The sequence below is a fragment of the Muriicola marianensis genome, from assembly GCF_014638095.1.
In the GTDB taxonomy this organism is placed as follows: Bacteria; Bacteroidota; Bacteroidia; order Flavobacteriales; family Flavobacteriaceae; genus Muriicola; species Muriicola marianensis.
In genome coordinates, this window is record NZ_BMFH01000001.1 from 1,327,810 (window position 1) to 1,344,680 (window position 16,871).

Consider the following 16,871-nt stretch of genomic DNA (forward strand, 5'->3'; position numbering starts at 1 on the left):
GAGGGTAAATGTATACTATGCGGGTTATCTACGTGAAAATACCAGATTCCCCTCAGAGTTGAAGTTTTCCACAGCCAGATCCCGGGCTGAGATGACCATCGTATTCCCATTTATTAGGGCATCCACAGTAACGGATTGCTGATTCTCGTCAGTAAAGGTCAGCGTTCCCTCTACATAGGTATAGCTGGTCGTAAAGGTATCCCGCTGAACAGGACAAGGTACATCCAGTCCTGTTCCCGAACTGTTAACTCCTATCTCAAGGTAGTTAGTAGCATCCTGGGTGACCAAAGTAAGGTCTTCGTTGAAGATCAGGGTAAGGAGATAACAATCCGAAGCAGAAAGAACATCCAGGATGTCCTGTGCAAATTCTGCTTCAGAGCTTGCCGAGCCGTCATTGATCTCGAGGGCAGTGAGCTCCCATGTTCCGATGATTCCATCAATACCATTATCTGCCATCTTATCAGTGGAACAGGCTGCAATAAGGAACCCCATCAGCAGATAATAAATCGCCATCTTTTTCATAACCCATGAATCTTGTTACCCTGTATAACGTGGGAAACAGGTGAAAATTATAGTTTATCGGGCTCAGAAATGACCATTGAGAACAGATCATCGGTTTACGCCCCGGTAGGAGGGTTGTCAAAACCACTGAAAAAAAATAAAAAAGAGGAAAACAACCATTTGTAATTCAACTTAATAATTGTACATTTGCAGCCCGATATTCGGGAAGAATTGTTTAACAATAAAATAGAACGTAGTGGATACATTGAGCTACAAGACTGTTTCGGCCAATAAAGCTACCGTGCAAAAGCAATGGTTGCTGGTAGATGCTGAAGGGCAGACCTTGGGAAGACTGGCCTCAAAAGTGGCTACCATCCTGAGAGGGAAGAACAAACCCAACTTCACCCCTCACGTGGATTGCGGGGACAACGTGATCGTGATCAATGCCGAGAAGGTACAGCTATCAGGCAACAAATGGGACCAGAAGACCTATATCAGACATACAGGTTACCCAGGTGGGCAGCGTTCCCTGACCGCCAATGAGCTGAAAGCAAAAAATCCTGCGGCCGTGGTGGAAAAAGCTGTAAAGGGCATGTTGCCAAAGAACAAACTGGGAGCAGACCTTTTCAGGAACCTCAAGGTGTATGCCGGAGCCGAACATCAGCATGAAGCACAAAAACCCACGACTATAAACCTCAACGATCTCAAGTAATGGATGTAGTACATAAAATAGGCAGAAGGAAGACAGCAGTAGCCCGTGTATACCTCTCTAAAGGAAAAGGTTCTATTTCCGTCAACAACAGGGACCTTGCAGAATATTTCCCAACAGCAACCCTGCAGTACAAAGTGAAGCAGCCTTTCGCCCTTACCGGCAACGACGATGCCTTTGACGTGAAGGTAAACGTTTACGGAGGAGGGATCACCGGACAGGCAGAGGCCATCAGACTCGCCCTTTCCAGAGCGCTTTGTGAGATCGACGAAGAGAACAGGCAAACGCTGAAACCTGAAGGGCTCCTTACCAGGGATCCAAGAATGGTGGAGAGAAAGAAATACGGTCAGAAAAAGGCCAGGAAGAAATTCCAGTTCTCCAAGCGATAAGAATTTAATGACCGGGCTCTTTAGGCCCAAACCCAGTAATAACTCAAGTTCATTGAAAGTCCCTTGTCATGGGACAATTAAAATTCCGGAATTAAAACTGATCTCCTTTGGGGATTCGAGGATCCGGATACATTTAGTTTAGCATCTAAATGACAGAGGCTTTCCCAAAAGGAATACCACTCTAGCATTGCTAATTCAAAAGAACGTAAACTAAGAAAAATGGCAAAAAAAGTAGAAGTAAAAGACCTCCTTGAGGCAGGTGTACACTTTGGTCACCTTACCAGAAAATGGAACCCAAACATGGCCCCGTATATCTATATGGAGCGCAACGGGATCCACGTAATCAACCTTTACAAAACCGCTGCAAAATTGGAGGACGCCTGTGAGGCCCTCCAGAAGATCGCATCTTCAGGAAGAAAGATCCTTTTTGTCGCAACTAAAAAGCAGGCTAAGGACATCGTTGCTGAAAAAGTAGCGAATGTAAACATGCCTTATATCACTGAAAGGTGGCCCGGCGGAATGCTGACCAACTTTGTGACCATCAGGAAGGCTGTGAAGAAAATGGCCTCCATCGACCGAATGAAGAAGGATGGAACATTCAACACCCTCTCCAAGAAAGAAAGATTGCAGGTTGATCGTTTGCGGGCCAAACTGGAAAAAAACCTGGGTTCCATCTCGGAAATGACCCGTCTTCCGGGTGCCCTCTTTATCGTTGACACCATGCGCGAGCACATCGCCGTAAAAGAGGCACAGAAACTGAACATCCCCATCTTCGCCATGGTGGATACCAACTCTGACCCGAGGCCTATCGACTTTGTCATCCCTTCCAACGATGATGCCTCCAAGTCGATTGAGATCATCATGACGCACGTGACCAACGCTGTGGCAGAAGGATTGGCAGAGCGCAAATCAGAGAAGCAGGCCGATGAGGAAGGAAAAGAAGTAAAAGCTCCCAAGGCCAGGAAAAAAGTGGTAGTGGAAGTGGAAGAAGACGAAGAGGAGACACCGAAGGCCACAGCTGCTCCGGAAGTAGAGGACATGGCCGAAGAGATAGAGGAAGAAGTACAGAAAGAAGCTCCCAAGAAAACCAAGAAGCCAGCCGCAGACGACCTGACCAAGGTGGAAGGGATCGGTCCCAAGATTTCAGAAGTCTTTAAAAAAGCCGGTATCAGGACCTTTGGTGATCTGGCAGATAAAACAGAGGACGACCTTAAAGCCATCCTTTCGGAAGCCGGTTCGCGTTATGCTTCCAAGAATCCGGCATCATGGCCAAAGCAGGCTAAAATGGCTGCTGAAGGCAAATGGGATGAACTGAAGGAATGGCAGGACAATGCCAAAGCCGGCGTAGAATAAATTAAACACATTCAATAATAAGGATAGCCTGAGGCATCCATAAATAAAAAACGACATGATGGTAAAAATTACCGCAGCTGACGTAAACACACTGAGAAAGACCACCGGAGCCGGGATGATGGATTGCAAGAATGCCCTGGTTGAGGCCGAAGGTGATTTCGACAAGGCGATTGAGATCCTGCGCAAAAAGGGTCAGAAAGTTGCCGCGAAAAGGGCAGACCGGGAATCTTCAGAAGGAGCTGCTATTGCCAAGGTCAACAATGGCAGGACTGAAGGAGTGATCATCTCCCTGAACTGTGAAACAGATTTTGTCGCCAAAAATGAGTCCTTCGTAGCTCTGGCCAATGATCTGGCGGAACTCGCTTTGGGATACAATGACCTGGATTCATTGTTGCAGGCAGACTACAACGGGATTACCGTGCAGGAAAAGCTTACTGAACAGACCGGGGTGATCGGAGAAAAGATCGAGATCGGTGGTTTCAGGAAACTGTCTGCTCCCTTTGTTGGCTCATACATCCACGCAGGAAACAAGATCGCCACGCTCGTGGGGCTTTCCGCAGCCGTCAACGGAGCTGAAGAAGCCGCCAAGGACGTTGCCATGCAGGCGGCAGCTATGAATCCTGTGGCCCTGGATCCTTCCGGTGTTGATCAGGAGACTATTGACAAGGAGATTGAGATCGCGAAAGATCAGCTCAGGCAGGAAGGAAAGCCTGAAGCTATGCTCGACAAGATCGCCCAGGGAAAACTCCAGCGATTCTTTAAAGACAATACGCTGGTGAATCAGGATTTTATCAAGGACAGTAAAGTAAGCGTAGCCAATTACGTAAAATCTGTGGATAAGGACCTCGAGGTAACCGGATTTGAAAGAGTTGCCCTGGGATAATGATCCCGGAAAAGAACAAAGACCGCCTCCCTGAAAAGAGGCGGTTTTTTTATGGATTCAGCCAGGACTTCCTCAGGGAAAGTGCTTCTTCACCAACCCCTTCAATTTCGGTGATCCTGCGTTCGGTGTAGGTAGGCATTCCGGCCTTTCCGCTCAGTTCGATCGTATTCCCATCACGCAGTACAGTCATCCGGATATCTTTCTCTGCGTCCCAGCTAAAACTCTCCCCTATGATAACCCTTATACTGTCTAAGGTGATGAGGGTATCATTAATTTTTAAGATCACGTCCCCTCCCATGGCTCCAAGATCCCTGAAAAAGGAGTTCAATTCCATCCCTTTTTGGACAAAAATAGTATCCAGGTCTGCCGGATCTGCATCTATATAGGGAATCTGCCCCATAAAGAAAAAGGACGCCGGAGCCTCCGATGTCTCCACCTTAAGGCCTGTTCTCTTCAGGTAATCACCGTAAGGGATGGGCTCGTTGCCCTGCACATGCCTGCTGAAGAACTGGCCGACCTCAGGATAGGTCATAGCCGTGATCTCTGCGATCAGATCTGCGTCTTCAAAGGGCGTATTTTCGTTGTATTTAGCAGCGAGCTCCCCCATAAGCCAAAGCACTCCCTTCTCCCCTTTGCTCTTTTCCCTGAGCAGGATATCCAGGCACATATTGATCAGGGCTCCTTTTTCATAGACGTTTAAATAGTTCTCTTTGTAGGGCGAACTCAGCACATTCTTACTCATCTCAGTGAATGACATCCTATCCTCATAGGCTTTGGAATTGGAGATCTTTTTTGCCATCCTATCATAGAAATCCGACTCTGTGATCAGGCCTTCCTGTACCTGGAACAGATTGGCAAAATACTCTGTCGTTCCCTCGTACATCCAGAGATGCATGGACATTTTAGGCTCGTTGAAATCAAAAAACTGTATTTCCCTCGAATGGACAGACAGTGGTGTAAGGGTATGAAAAAATTCATGTGATACCACATCCACCATGGCTTCCTCCAGGGCAGGTCTGGGCAACATCTCGGGGAGGACCACTACGGTTGAGGTATGGTGTTCGAGTGCTCCGTAGCCAGTGGCATCGGGATTATCAAACTGGGAAAGGTACAGCAAGATAGTATAGGTCTTGGTACCGCTTAGTGTTCCCAGAAATTCCTTTTGTGCCTTCATCATGGCTTCCATCTTGGGCTGCAGATCCTTTGCCGAATAAGTCGCATTAGGGGAATATACACTCAGGGTTACATCGATATCCGCCAGGCTAAAGGTCACCGAGTTGGGTTTAGCGAACATGATAGGGTTGTCAATGAGTTCAAAATACCTCCTGGCCAAAAAACGATGTGTCCCCTTACCTTCGCGTTCGGTTGCCATACGAGGCAAGGAGGTGGTGGCTTCCAGGGATGCAGGGGAAGCGATGTTCAATTCATAAGGCACTTCCTTAAAACTCTGAAAATAACCAACAAATCCGTGAAGATTGAGAAGGAAGTTCTCTCCATCCAGGATATTGGTACCTGCAGGTGAAAACACAGGATCCTCATACTCCGTTTCCGTATCAAAAGTATCATTCACTACATACTCCAGCAGGTCCAGGTTTCGGGCATTAGGGATCCGCCAGGTATTGAGATCTTTTTGTTCAATCTCCAGGGGATTCCCCTGATAGTCCAGAGCAACCAGTTCTGATACGAACTGGCCAAAATCGTTCTCGCTGTAGGTGCCGGGCACTACCTTGGGGAGAAAGAAATGGACCTCATCCTCAGTGAACGGCCCGGGATCTACCCGCACTTTTACCTTATCATCCACCACCTGCAAAAGGTCTATGCTGACCTGAACCGGGTTATTGCAAGCAGCAGTACCTGTACTAACTGTTTTACAACCCAGGAGCAGGGCCAGGGAGAGTAACGGAGCGATCTTTTTGTACATCCGTAATGTTTTTACAGCGGGAAACCCTTCCTATTCGCTCGATGAATGGCGGAAAGAACCCACAAAATTACTTCGGGTTTAAGGGGTAAGATAGAGAATTGTCCTCAATAATTTTGATTATTTTTGTCTGCAAATCAAATACGCAAGATGGCTTACAAACGAATCCTCCTCAAGCTCAGCGGTGAGGCCCTGATGGGTGAAAAACAATACGGGATAGATCCGGGACGACTGGCAGCTTATGCCGATGAGATCAAGGCGGTCGTTGACAAAGGCATCGAAGTGGCCATAGTCATCGGAGGCGGTAATATTTTCCGCGGTCTGGCCGGGGCCAGTAGTGGTATGGACCGGGTGCAGGGAGACCATATGGGAATGCTGGCTACTGTGATCAACGGACTTGCCCTGCAGAGTGCCCTCGAAAACAAAGGGGTGCAAACCCGGTTGCAATCGGCTATCAAGATCAACGAGGTGGCCGAGCCTTTTATCAGGAGGAGAGCTATGAGACACCTTGAAAAAGGACGGGTAGTCATCTTCGGAGGGGGGACCGGAAACCCCTACTTCACAACTGATTCGGCAGCCGTACTCAGAGCGATAGAGGTAGAGGCCGATGTGATCCTCAAAGGTACCCGGGTAGACGGAATATACACCAGTGATCCGGAAAAGGACAAGAACGCCACAAAATTCGACACTATATCCTTCAATGAGGTCCTCCGAAAGGGCCTGAAGGTCATGGATACGACAGCCTTTACCCTGAGCCAGGAAAATGAATTGCCCATAGTTGTTTTTGACATGAACAAGAAGGGCAACCTGCTCAAGATCGTTTCGGGTCAGAACATCGGAACGGTCGTAAACCTTTAGTTTTTCAAAAATTTGTGTTACTTTGTTTTAAAATCAATTCATGAACGAAGAGGTTACATTTGTCATTGATTCTGCCAAGGAAAGTATGGATGCGGCCATTGCGCATCTCGAAAAGGAACTGGTAAAGATCAGGGCCGGTAAGGCGAGCCCGGCCATGCTTTCTTCCGTTATGGTCGAGTACTACGGTTCCATGACGCCCCTCTCTCAGGTCTCCAACATCAATACTCCGGACGCCAGGACCATCTCGGTTCAGCCCTGGGAGAAAAGCATGTTACAGGTAATTGAGACCGCGATCATGAATGCAAATTTGGGCTTCAACCCCATGAATAACGGCGACTTCGTTATCATCAATGTTCCGCCCCTGACAGAAGAACGAAGGATACAGCTGGTCAAACAAGCTAAGGCAGAAGCCGAGGACGCCAAGGTAAGCGTGCGCAGCGCAAGGCAGGAAGCCAACAAAGAGATCAAAAACCTCGACATCTCAGAGGATCTTGAAAAAAATGCCGAAATCGACATTCAGGAACTTACAGACACCTATGTTAAAAAGATAGACAAGATCCTGGAAGTGAAAGAGGCAGAGATCATGAAGGTCTGATCTCAGATTCCGTAATTCAGGGATTCCCTGATTCCCCCAGAAAATACCAGGCCAGTATAGCGACTATCAGGGCCAGAGTACAGAGTACGATCAGCACCCGATAGACCCTGCGTTCGAATTTCCAGAATTTCTTGTGTTCAGACACCCTTCTTCCCTTTTTGAACCCGGCGGTAATCTTATAAAGATAGTGGATTCACAAGGCTTAGACTAGGAACACTGCACTGCATTTTCTACCTTTGACCCGCTTTAGATAAGCCCCCTGGTCCCATACCCTCACGGAGTATTTGGAACTGGGCATTTTAAAGAATCGCATGGTAGCTAAGCTCTCTCAAAACTTTTGGACAAGGACCGCCAGGATCATTCTGAGGAACCGTATCCTGATCCTGATCATCATTGCTGCCATTACGGTGTTCTTTGGTTTCCAGTGGCAAAATATGCGCTTCTCCAATACGGAAGCCAATCTCTTGCCTGATGATCACCCTACCAACCTGGAGTACGAGGAATTCCTCGACCGATTCGGAGAAGAGGGGAACGCCATTGTGATCGGCGTCCGGGATTCAACCTTGTTCACCCTTGAGAAATTCAACAGCTGGAATATCCTGAACAAACAACTCGCCGCCTTTCCGGAGGTAGAATTCGTGGTCTCTACAGATAACCTGCAAGAACTGGTGAAGGACAATGAGCTGCAGGAGTTCGTTCTCAAGCCCTTTATGGAAACCCCTCCTGAGACCCAGGAGGCTCTGGATAGTCTTAGAACCCACCTGTTCAACGACCTGCCGTTTTATGATCAGCTACTGTTCAACAAAGAGAGTGAGACAGTCAGGACCATCGTCTATCTGGATAAGGATATCGTCAATACCTCGGTGCGGAAAGACTTCATTCTAAATGACTTTCGAACCCTTATCCACAATTTCGAAATAGAATCCGGCCTGGATGTACGCGTCTCAGGAATGCCCTATATCCGGACCATGAATTCCCAGAACATCATCGATGAGATCGGGATGTTCATCACGGCAGCCCTGGTTGTCACCTCCCTGATCTTCTTTTTCTTCTTCAGGAGTTTCCGCGCCACATTCATTTCCATGTGTGTGGTGATCATCGGTGTGATGTGGGCTTTCGGAATCCTCGGTTTGCTCAGGTACGAGATCACCGTCCTCACCGCCCTGATCCCTCCCCTGATCATCGTAATCGGGATCCCTAACTGTATATTTCTGATCAACAAGTACCAGCAGGAGGTAAAGAAACACGGTAACCAGGCCCTGTCCCTCCAGCGGGTGATCTCCAAGATTGGAAACGCTACCCTGATGACGAATATGACCACGGCTTCAGGCTTCGCCACCTTTATCATTACAGACAGTAAACTGCTGACAGAGTTCGGGATCGTGGCTTCCATCAACATCATATTTATCTTTATCCTTTCCCTCCTGATCATCCCGATCATTTACAGCTTTATGGCCCTGCCTAAAACGAAGCACCTGAAACACCTCAACAAGAGGTGGATCGACGCTTTTGTCAACTGGATGGAACGCATCGTACGGGAAAAACGGATCAGTGTGTACGCAACTTCCGTGATCCTGCTGGTTGTCAGTATTATCGGTATTTACCAGATTCGTATCTCGGGAAGCCCCATTGAGGATATGCCCAAGAATGCCCAGTTTTTCAAGGACATACGATTTTTCGAGGAGGAGTTCGACGGCATCATGCCCGTGGAGATCGTCGTGGACACCGAGAGGAAGAACGGCGTACTGAGGTCGGCCAACCTCCGCCGCATGGAGGAATTGAGTCAGGTGATCCGGGAATTCCCGGAGCTGTCGAGGCCTACCTCTGTTGTCGACCTCGTAAAGTATTCCAAACAGGCTTTTTACAACGGTATCCCGCGTTACTACCAACTGCCCACCTCCCAGGAAAACACCTTTATCATGGACGTTGCGAGGAAGTCGAAGGGAGAGAGCGACCTGCTCAAGAATTTTGTGGACAGTACCGGGCAGGTGGCCCGCATCACCACCTACATCAGGGATGTCAAGACCGAACGGATGGAGGAGATCGAGATGCGGCTGAAAGAGAACCTGGAAAAAACCTTTCCCGAAGACCGGTACACCACATCAATGACAGGTAAGGCACTGCTTTTTTTAAAAGGGACTAAGTACCTGGTGAAAAACCTGATCCTGTCCCTGACCCTGGCCATTGGCCTGATCGCCCTCTTTATGGCGTACCTGTTCCGCTCTTTCAGGATGATCATCATCTCCCTGATCCCTAACCTCCTACCCCTGGTCGTCACTGCCGGGGTCATGGGTTTTGTGGGGGTTCCGATCAAACCTTCAACCATACTGGTCTTTAGTATCGCTTTCGGAATATCCGTAGATGATACTATCCATTTCCTGGCAAAATACAGGCAGGAACTCACGGCTAACCGATGGAGGATCCAAAAATCGGTTTACGCAGCCCTAAGAGAAACCGGGGTGAGTATGTTCTATACTTCCATCGTCCTGTTCTTCGGTTTTTCGGTCTTTGTCCTGTCGAGTTTTGGCGGAACGGTGGCCCTGGGGGCCCTGGTCTCGGCAACCCTTCTTTTTGCCATGCTGGCCAACCTTATCCTCCTGCCTTCCCTGCTCCTGTCACTCGAGAGGAGTATCGCGAACAAGGCGGTCCTGAAAGAACCTCAGATAGACATCCTTCCCCTGGATGAATTGCCCGAAACAGACAGCCTGGAAAACTGAGGCCCGAGGGGTCGATTTATGAGTTTTCATTTCCTGATAGTTCTATCCAATGGACTATCTTTGCGGGGTTAATCAGAATTTAGAATTACATGGTCAGGACACAGATCAAGACATTGTTGCAGGAATCCCCAAGGAGTCAGGAAGTTCAGGTGAATGGATGGGTGAAGACTTTCAGAAGCAATCGGTTCATTGCCCTGAATGACGGATCTACCCTGCAGAATATACAGTGTGTGGTCGACTTTGAGAAATTTGATGACGGCCTACTGAAGCAGATCGCGACTGGAGCGGCTATTGGAGTAAAGGGAAACCTTGTGGAGAGTCAGGGAAAAGGACAGGCTGTGGAGATACAGGTTACCGAGCTCATCGTTCACGGTTCAGCAGATCCGGAGACCTACCCCATACAACCCAAGAAACACTCTATGGAGTTCCTCAGGGAACAGGCGCATTTGAGGGTGCGCACCAACACCTTTGCCGCAGTGATGCGGGTGCGCTCTGCCCTGGCCTTTGCCATTCACGAGTATTTTCGAAAGAATGGGTTCTACTATATGCACGCTCCTATTATTACCGGATCGGACGCAGAAGGGGCCGGAGAGATGTTCCGGGTAACCACCCTCGACCCCAAGAACCCTCCTCTCACTGAAGAAGGAGAGGTTAATTACCGTGAGGATTTCTTTGGCAAAGAGACCAACCTCACTGTTTCGGGACAATTGGAGGCCGAGGCCTATGCAATGGGCCTGGGGAAGGTATACACCTTTGGACCCACCTTCAGGGCTGAAAATTCAAACACTTCGAGGCACCTTGCTGAATTCTGGATGATAGAACCCGAGATGGCATTCTATGATCTGCACGACAATATGGATCTGGCAGAGGATTTTATCAAAGAGGTGCTGCGCTATGTGATTCAGCAGTGCGGGGAAGACCTCGAGTTCCTTGAAAAGAGGCTGCTCGATGAGGAAAAGACAAAGCCCCAGGCCGAAAGAAGCGATCTCAGCCTAATGGAGAAACTGAAATTCGTTATTGACAACCAGTTCGTCAGGGTAACCTATACGGAGGCGATTGATATCCTGCGGAACAGCAAGCCGAACAAGAAAAAGAAATTTCAGTACCTGATCGAAGAATGGGGTGCAGATCTTCAGAGCGAACACGAGCGGTATTTAGTGGAAAAACACTTCAACTGCCCTGTGATCCTGTACGACTACCCGGCCAAGATTAAAGCGTTCTACATGCGCCTCAATGAAGACGGTAAGACGGTCAGGGCCATGGACATCCTTTTCCCTGGAATCGGAGAGATCGTCGGTGGGTCCCAGAGGGAAGAACGGCTGGATGTGTTAGTGCAGAAGATCAAAGATCTCGGGATAGACGAGAAGGAACTCTGGTGGTACCTCGACCTGAGAAAATACGGTACGGCCGTACACAGTGGTTTTGGACTCGGATTCGAAAGACTGGTGCAATTTGCCACCGGTATGGGCAACATTCGGGACGTTATTCCGTTTCCCAGAACACCGCAGAATGCGGAGTTCTAACGGTAAATTCGTTATTTTTATATAACGAGAATGTAATGCCCCCATGCTGAAGCAACACTTACAATTTAAACTTTCTCAAAAGCTTTCTCCTCAGCAGATCCAGCTGATGAAACTCATTCAATTGCCTACCCAGGCTTTTGAACAGAGGCTGAAACAGGAACTAGAGGAAAATCCCGCCCTGGAATCCGGGAAGGAGGAAACAAATTCCTTTGAGGACGAGTTTGAAGAGGTCTACGAAGGGGACAACGACAATGAGACCATCAATACGGAGGACATCAATATTGATGACTACCTCAGTGATGATGAGATTCCGGACTACAGGACCCGTACCAGCAACTACAGTGCCGATGATGAAGAAAAGACCGTGCCTTATGCGGCCGGCATCTCCTTTAACCAGTACCTCATCAATCAATTAAATACCTTTTACCTGAACGATGAAGAATGGGCTATTGCCGAGTTCCTGGTAGGAAGTGTGGACGAGAGCGGGTACATCAGGCGGCCTGTAAACGACATCATGGACGACCTGGCCTTTACCCAGAATATATATACGGACCAGAAGACCATTGAGAAAGTGCTGGAGATCGTGCAGGAACTCGATCCGCCGGGCGTCGCAGCCCGTTCACTGGATGAATGCCTGCTGATCCAGCTCAGAAGGAAAGACCCTAGTCCGGCCATAGAACTGGCCATCCTCATCCTGGAGAAATCCTTTGATCATTTCACCAAAAAGCACTACAAAAAACTCCTTCAAAAACACAACATTACCGAAGAGGAACTGAAAGAGGCCATCACGGAGATAGAAAAGCTCAATCCAAAACCGGGCGGTTCCTATTCGGGCAGCAACCGGATCATCGAACACATCGTGCCCGACTTCTCTATCCGGATCGTAGACGGGGAACTGGAGCTGAGCCTCAACAGTCGCAATGCCCCCGAACTCCACGTGTCCAAGGAGTACAGCAATATGCTGGCGGGATATAAGAGCGCCAAAGAGCGATCGAAGTCACAAAAGGATGCCGTGCTCTTTATCAAGCAAAAACTCGATGCAGCCAAATGGTTTATCGATGCGATCAGACAGCGGCAACAGACCCTCTACGTAACCATGAACGCCATCATGGAATACCAGAAAGAATATTTCCTGACAGGAGATGAGCGGAAACTCAGGCCGATGATCCTCAAGGACATTGCCGATGCTATTGATATGGACGTGTCCACAGTTTCGAGGGTAGCCAACAGTAAGTACGTAGACACCCCTTATGGTACCAAGCTGATCAAGGAGTATTTTTCGGAATCCATGAAGAATGAGCAAGGCGAAGACGTGTCTACCAAGGAGATCAAGAAGATACTCGAGACAGTCGTGAAGGATGAGCCCAAAAGAAAACCCCTTACCGATGACAAACTGGCTGCTATCCTCAAAGAAAAAGGCTATCCTATAGCCAGAAGAACGGTGGCCAAGTACAGAGAACAACTGGGAATTCCCGTGGCACGTTTAAGAAAGGAGATCTGATGCGATTTCTCTCTCAACTGGTGTCTTATATCTTTCACCCCATCTTTTTGCCTTTGGCGGGAACGGTGTCTTATTTTCTGATCACCCCCAAATACACCTCCCTGGAGATGAGGAGTGGGAATATCCTGCCGGTCTTTATTCTGACCATCATCATACCCATCCTGAGTTTCTTCATACTCAAAAACCTCGGGGTAGTGGGATCGATTTTCCTCAATAAACCGGAGGAAAGGAAATACCCGTTGATGATCAGCCTTATCCTTTTGTTCCTGATCCTGCTGAAGGTCATCCCCGACAATTACAACATAGAATTGTATTTTTTCTTTCTGGGACTGATCGCTGCGAGCAGCACCTGCCTCTTACTGCTCTACATTCCTTTTAAGACCAGTCTGCATATGATGGGAATGGGCAGTATGCTTATGTTTCTCATAGCCCTGAGTTACCACTTCGAACGCAACATTGTACTGGCCATCAGTTTTATGTTCTTTGCTTCCGGCCTTGTAGCCTCCTCCAGGTTATACCTGAAAGCCCATTCGCGTTCAGAACTTCTCATAGGATTTCTCGTAGGGCTGGTCTCCCAATTACTTACCCTGAAATTCTGGCTCTAAATGACAGCAATGTTCAAAGGATGTAGAAAATCAAACCGATCCTAAGGGGTTTAAAGGTGAGGTCCTGCCCTGTATCAAGTGTGAGTCCATCCTTAAACAGATTGTTAAGGGCGTAATAGACGTGGATGTTGAAGGTGTTGTACCCGAAATTGGCCATGACTCCATATCTGAACTTTTCTATGTCCGTCACGTAGAAGGAATCTTTAAAGTCTGCGGTCACGGTCTTTGCTCTTCCCCCCAGTACGTAGCCCAGCTTAGCACCGAAATACAGTCGCCAGAAACGGTATTCTGAGGGGGTGGAATTTCGAAAACGAATCTCGAAAGGCACCTCTATAAGATGGGTCTCTACCTTATTGCGTTTTGCCCCCAGATCACTGCTTAATAACTGATACCGGAAGCCTTCTTCCAGCTCAACTACCTGCAGGTTGGAATAATAGGAATTAAAGGCATATCCCAGGCCCAGGCCCAGGCCAATATTTCTCTCCTCATTCAGGGGCAGGTCTTTGATAAAACCGAGTTGCAGGCCATAGGAAAGATTCTGCTGGTTGACTGTCTCTGGTTTGTTCAATATGAAATTATAGGTAAGACCCACATAAAACTGATCCTCCAGGTAGTTCAGATCAGGTGGCTGCAAAGAATCCTGAGCTGAAGTGAAGGATAGAAAAAAGAGTGACAATAAAATTAGCGGGAAAAGCCTCATGCTAATAAAGGTAGGACTTTTGGGTTAATGGAAATAAAAAAACGCCCCTGAAATAGGAGCGTTTTATAAGAATGTTATGTAATGGATCTACTGGATATTCCTGAAAGCGTCCCCTTCATAGGTGGTATAGTTCACCTTGAGGGCATTCACCTTCCGCAATTCCTGTTTGATGTCTGAGATCAGACCCATGTTAGCGTCCTTATCCACCTTGAGAGCCGTGGTCAGTACGTTTTGTAATTCCTGAGGCTTTTTGGCCCTTTCTTCAAGGATGAAATCACCTACATCGGAAACGTTGGCGAATTTATCATTGAGCTGAATCTTGGGCTCGGTCCCGAACACCTTCTGGTAATCCCTCGTCGGTTTACCTACATAGATGTACAGCACCCTGTCCTTCTTTTCGAGCTTTTTCACCTCACTCGCATTGGGCAAGGTATTTTCCACCATCAGGGAACTGTCTTTCATGGTGGTAACCGTCATGAAAAAGAACAGGAGCATAAAGACAATATCCGGCAGGGAAGCTGTGGATACAGCTGGTAAATCTCCGTCTTTTTTCTTTGTGAATTTAGCCATAATCGATTGTTCCTAAAGGTTAATTTGATGTTGAGGTTTCCGCTTCAGAAAGTTTCTGTGGAAACAGGTCCTGTATCCTTTGCACCTTGTCTTTCAGGTCATCGCGAATACTGGATGGCGTTTCCGGATTGAGGTACTCTGCCTCCATATCCGTAAAATCCCTTCCGAACAGCCTCTGGGCTTCCCGGTTCCTCAATTCGTTATAGGCGCCCACCAATTCATTCTGCACGGTAATATAGGTACCGTACTTGGTCTCCCGGTCGTTCTTCAGGGAAATGATCGCCTTGGTCGGGTTATCCGATGAAGACTCATCTCTCCGGCCCTTGCAATAGTTGCAGGTACCGTCTCCCCCGTTGTCGAGGAAGGCAACCGCTTTCTTGCGAAGATCTTTCAGGTTCGTCAACTCCTCTTCTACCAGAAGTTGGCCGCTTTTATTGATGTTTACCGTAAAAATATTCTTCTGCTTGATCACCACATTCTCGTCTGGCGGTTCCATTGGAGGCAGCATCCTGTCCAATCCCGCATCTGTTTCGATGGTTGTGGTAACCAGGAAAAAGATGAGCAGCAGGAAGGCAATGTCTGCCATAGATCCGGCATTTACTTCTGGTGGTCCTCCTCTTCTTGACATAACGCGTCTATTTATTATTTACTTGTCATCTTTTTTATCCCTCCCCATAGCATGGAACCTACTGCAACGATTACCAGCACGAAGAACAGATTCAACCCTGTGCCGATATTCTTAACAGTTTCTTCCGTAGTGGGAATTCCCCTTCTGGCCATCTCATCCAGGTTTACATCGGAGCCCGTTGATATCGCCCAGGAAAAGCCCAGGAGAATCAGGAAAACACCAATGGTGATGAGGGTTTTTTTCAATTTTTGAGGATGAGCGAACAAATTGATCAGGGTAAAGAGCAAACTCGCTACCACGGCTACAGCCAACAGGATGTAGGTAATGGTAAACATCCCCGTCAGAGCGCCACTTTGGACAGCCTCTGAGGCCGGCATATCCTGGCCCGGAAGCTGATACCAGAGTATCGCCGAGACTAGACCTAAAACGGCCAGTACTATTTTAACTATCTTATTCATATTCTTTCGGTTTTAGGCGCTTATTATTTCTTGTGATCTACCAGCATGTCGATCAGGGTGATCGAAGAATCTTCCATGTCGTTCACTATACCATCGATCTTGGCGATGATGTAGTTGTAGAAAATCTGAAGGATGATCGCAGTAATAAGACCAAATACCGTGGTTAAGAGAGCTACCTGAATATCACCTGCAATCAGGGAAGCACTCAGGTTACCTACCGCACTAATTTTCTGGAAGGCCTGAATCATACCGATTACCGTTCCCATGAATCCAAGCATAGGGGCGATAGCGATAAAGAGAGACAACCAGGAGACATTCTTCTCCAACTGTCCCATCTGTACTCCACCGTATGCCACTACTGCTTTTTCCGCAGACTCTACTCCTTCACCGGCCCTGTCCAGACCCTGGTAGTAAATAGAGGCAACCGGACCGCGAGTGTTTCGGCATACTTCTTTGGCAGCTTCAACCCCACCGGAGGCCAGGGCGTCTTCAACCTGTTGCTTGAGTTTATCAGTGTTGGTGCTCGCCATATTCAGATAAATAATCCTTTCAATGGCTACAGCGAGACCCAGGATCAGACAGAGAAGTACGATTCCCATAAAGCCTGCACCCCCCTGGATGAACTGCTCTTTCAAAACTTGTTGGAATCCTTTTTCTTCCACCATCTCTTCAGCTGGCGTTTCCTGAATCATCATTGCCGCGGAAGCAACAGTCGCAGAGAGATTAGTTGCCATTGCATTCGCTTTTGCGCTTACCGTATTTGTGCTTAGGACAAATAGCCCAGCCATAGCCAGGATCGAGAATAATCTTTTCATTTTGTTTAACTTGAATTTAGTTAGTTAATAGGTTTTAAAGATATAAAAAATAAACAATTAAAAATTAAAAGATTTGCACTTCAGGACATTAAATCCTTACTATTTTGCCAACTTGACAAATATAAGTGGAAAAATTAGAAATCCTAAT

At 47.7% G+C, this 16,871-nt stretch carries 18 protein-coding genes; 10 read left to right on the forward strand and 8 right to left on the reverse strand.

Annotation, left to right across the window (positions count from 1 at the left end):
• Positions 1-24 precede the first annotated feature (24 nt).
• A complete protein-coding gene (locus IEV19_RS06040; protein ID WP_229732497.1) occupies positions 25-513 on the reverse strand; it encodes a lipocalin family protein in 489 nt (162 codons plus the stop codon).
• Between the two features lie 244 nt (positions 514-757).
• Here IEV19_RS06040 and rplM point away from each other — a divergent pair, with 244 nt between their 5' ends.
• From rplM to tsf, 4 genes are all read left to right on the forward strand, one after another.
• The gene (gene rplM / locus IEV19_RS06045; RefSeq protein WP_188369769.1) at positions 758-1,213 is read left to right on the forward strand and encodes a 50S ribosomal protein L13; all 456 of its coding nucleotides are present in this window, start codon (positions 758-760) and stop codon (positions 1,211-1,213) included.
• Positions 1,213-1,599: a 30S ribosomal protein S9 gene (rpsI, locus tag IEV19_RS06050; RefSeq protein WP_188369770.1), complete on the forward strand. Its 387-nt coding sequence runs from the start codon at positions 1,213-1,215 to the stop codon at positions 1,597-1,599. The genes rplM and rpsI overlap by 1 nt, the downstream gene beginning before the upstream one ends.
• A 219-nt stretch (positions 1,600-1,818) precedes the next feature.
• Positions 1,819-2,952, forward strand: coding sequence for a 30S ribosomal protein S2 (gene rpsB / locus IEV19_RS06055; RefSeq protein WP_188369771.1), 1,134 nt, complete (start codon positions 1,819-1,821; stop codon positions 2,950-2,952).
• Between the two features lie 58 nt (positions 2,953-3,010).
• Complete coding sequence (gene tsf / locus IEV19_RS06060; RefSeq protein WP_188370742.1) at positions 3,011-3,835, forward strand: translation elongation factor Ts; 825 nt, start codon at positions 3,011-3,013, stop codon at positions 3,833-3,835.
• A gap of 49 nt (positions 3,836-3,884) precedes the next feature.
• Here tsf and IEV19_RS06065 read toward each other — a convergent pair whose 3' ends face one another.
• Complete coding sequence (locus IEV19_RS06065; protein WP_188369772.1) at positions 3,885-5,756, reverse strand: M61 family metallopeptidase; 1,872 nt, start codon at positions 5,754-5,756, stop codon at positions 3,885-3,887.
• A gap of 147 nt (positions 5,757-5,903) precedes the next feature.
• Between IEV19_RS06065 and pyrH the strand changes: the two genes are divergently transcribed.
• Both pyrH and frr read left to right on the forward strand, forming a co-directional pair.
• Positions 5,904-6,611 (forward strand): UMP kinase, encoded by a 708-nt coding sequence (gene pyrH, locus IEV19_RS06070; RefSeq protein ID WP_188369773.1) that lies wholly within the window; start codon positions 5,904-5,906, stop codon positions 6,609-6,611.
• Positions 6,612-6,651: 40 nt separating this feature from the next.
• Entirely contained in the window at positions 6,652-7,206 is a 555-nt protein-coding gene (gene frr / locus IEV19_RS06075) for a ribosome recycling factor (protein ID WP_188369774.1), read from the forward strand.
• A gap of 16 nt (positions 7,207-7,222) precedes the next feature.
• Here frr and IEV19_RS13885 read toward each other — a convergent pair whose 3' ends face one another.
• Entirely contained in the window at positions 7,223-7,351 is a 129-nt protein-coding gene (locus IEV19_RS13885) for a hypothetical protein (protein ID WP_262890082.1), read from the reverse strand.
• 166 nt (positions 7,352-7,517) lie between these two features.
• Between IEV19_RS13885 and IEV19_RS06080 the strand changes: the two genes are divergently transcribed.
• The 4 genes from IEV19_RS06080 to IEV19_RS06095 all read left to right on the forward strand — a co-directional run bounded on the left by IEV19_RS06080 (position 7,518) and on the right by IEV19_RS06095 (position 13,552).
• The gene (locus IEV19_RS06080) at positions 7,518-9,923 is read left to right on the forward strand and encodes an efflux RND transporter permease subunit (RefSeq protein WP_188369775.1); all 2,406 of its coding nucleotides are present in this window, start codon (positions 7,518-7,520) and stop codon (positions 9,921-9,923) included.
• Positions 9,924-10,012: 89 nt separating this feature from the next.
• A complete protein-coding gene (gene asnS, locus IEV19_RS06085; protein WP_188369776.1) occupies positions 10,013-11,446 on the forward strand; it encodes an asparagine--tRNA ligase in 1,434 nt (477 codons plus the stop codon).
• 43 nt (positions 11,447-11,489) lie between these two features.
• Positions 11,490-12,947, forward strand: a complete 1,458-nt coding sequence (rpoN, locus tag IEV19_RS06090) for an RNA polymerase factor sigma-54 (protein WP_188369777.1) — start codon at positions 11,490-11,492, stop codon at positions 12,945-12,947.
• Positions 12,947-13,552: a phosphatase PAP2 family protein gene (locus IEV19_RS06095; RefSeq protein WP_188369778.1), complete on the forward strand. Its 606-nt coding sequence runs from the start codon at positions 12,947-12,949 to the stop codon at positions 13,550-13,552. The genes rpoN and IEV19_RS06095 overlap by 1 nt, the downstream gene beginning before the upstream one ends.
• 13 nt (positions 13,553-13,565) lie before the next feature.
• On the opposite strand, the gene IEV19_RS06100 is transcribed toward IEV19_RS06095, so the two are convergent.
• The 5 genes from IEV19_RS06100 to IEV19_RS06120 form a co-directional block, all read right to left on the reverse strand.
• Entirely contained in the window at positions 13,566-14,186 is a 621-nt protein-coding gene (locus tag IEV19_RS06100; protein WP_229732498.1) for a porin family protein, read from the reverse strand.
• A 153-nt stretch (positions 14,187-14,339) separates the two neighbouring features.
• The gene (locus IEV19_RS06105; RefSeq protein ID WP_163691597.1) at positions 14,340-14,822 is read right to left on the reverse strand and encodes an ExbD/TolR family protein; all 483 of its coding nucleotides are present in this window, start codon (positions 14,820-14,822) and stop codon (positions 14,340-14,342) included.
• 19 nt (positions 14,823-14,841) lie between these two features.
• Positions 14,842-15,450: an ExbD/TolR family protein gene (locus tag IEV19_RS06110; protein WP_188369780.1), complete on the reverse strand. Its 609-nt coding sequence runs from the start codon at positions 15,448-15,450 to the stop codon at positions 14,842-14,844.
• Positions 15,451-15,464: 14 nt separating this feature from the next.
• Positions 15,465-15,908: a hypothetical protein gene (locus tag IEV19_RS06115; protein ID WP_188369781.1), complete on the reverse strand. Its 444-nt coding sequence runs from the start codon at positions 15,906-15,908 to the stop codon at positions 15,465-15,467.
• Positions 15,909-15,931: 23 nt separating this feature from the next.
• Complete coding sequence (locus IEV19_RS06120) at positions 15,932-16,723, reverse strand: MotA/TolQ/ExbB proton channel family protein (protein ID WP_188369782.1); 792 nt, start codon at positions 16,721-16,723, stop codon at positions 15,932-15,934.
• Between the last annotated feature and the right edge of the window lie 148 nt (positions 16,724-16,871).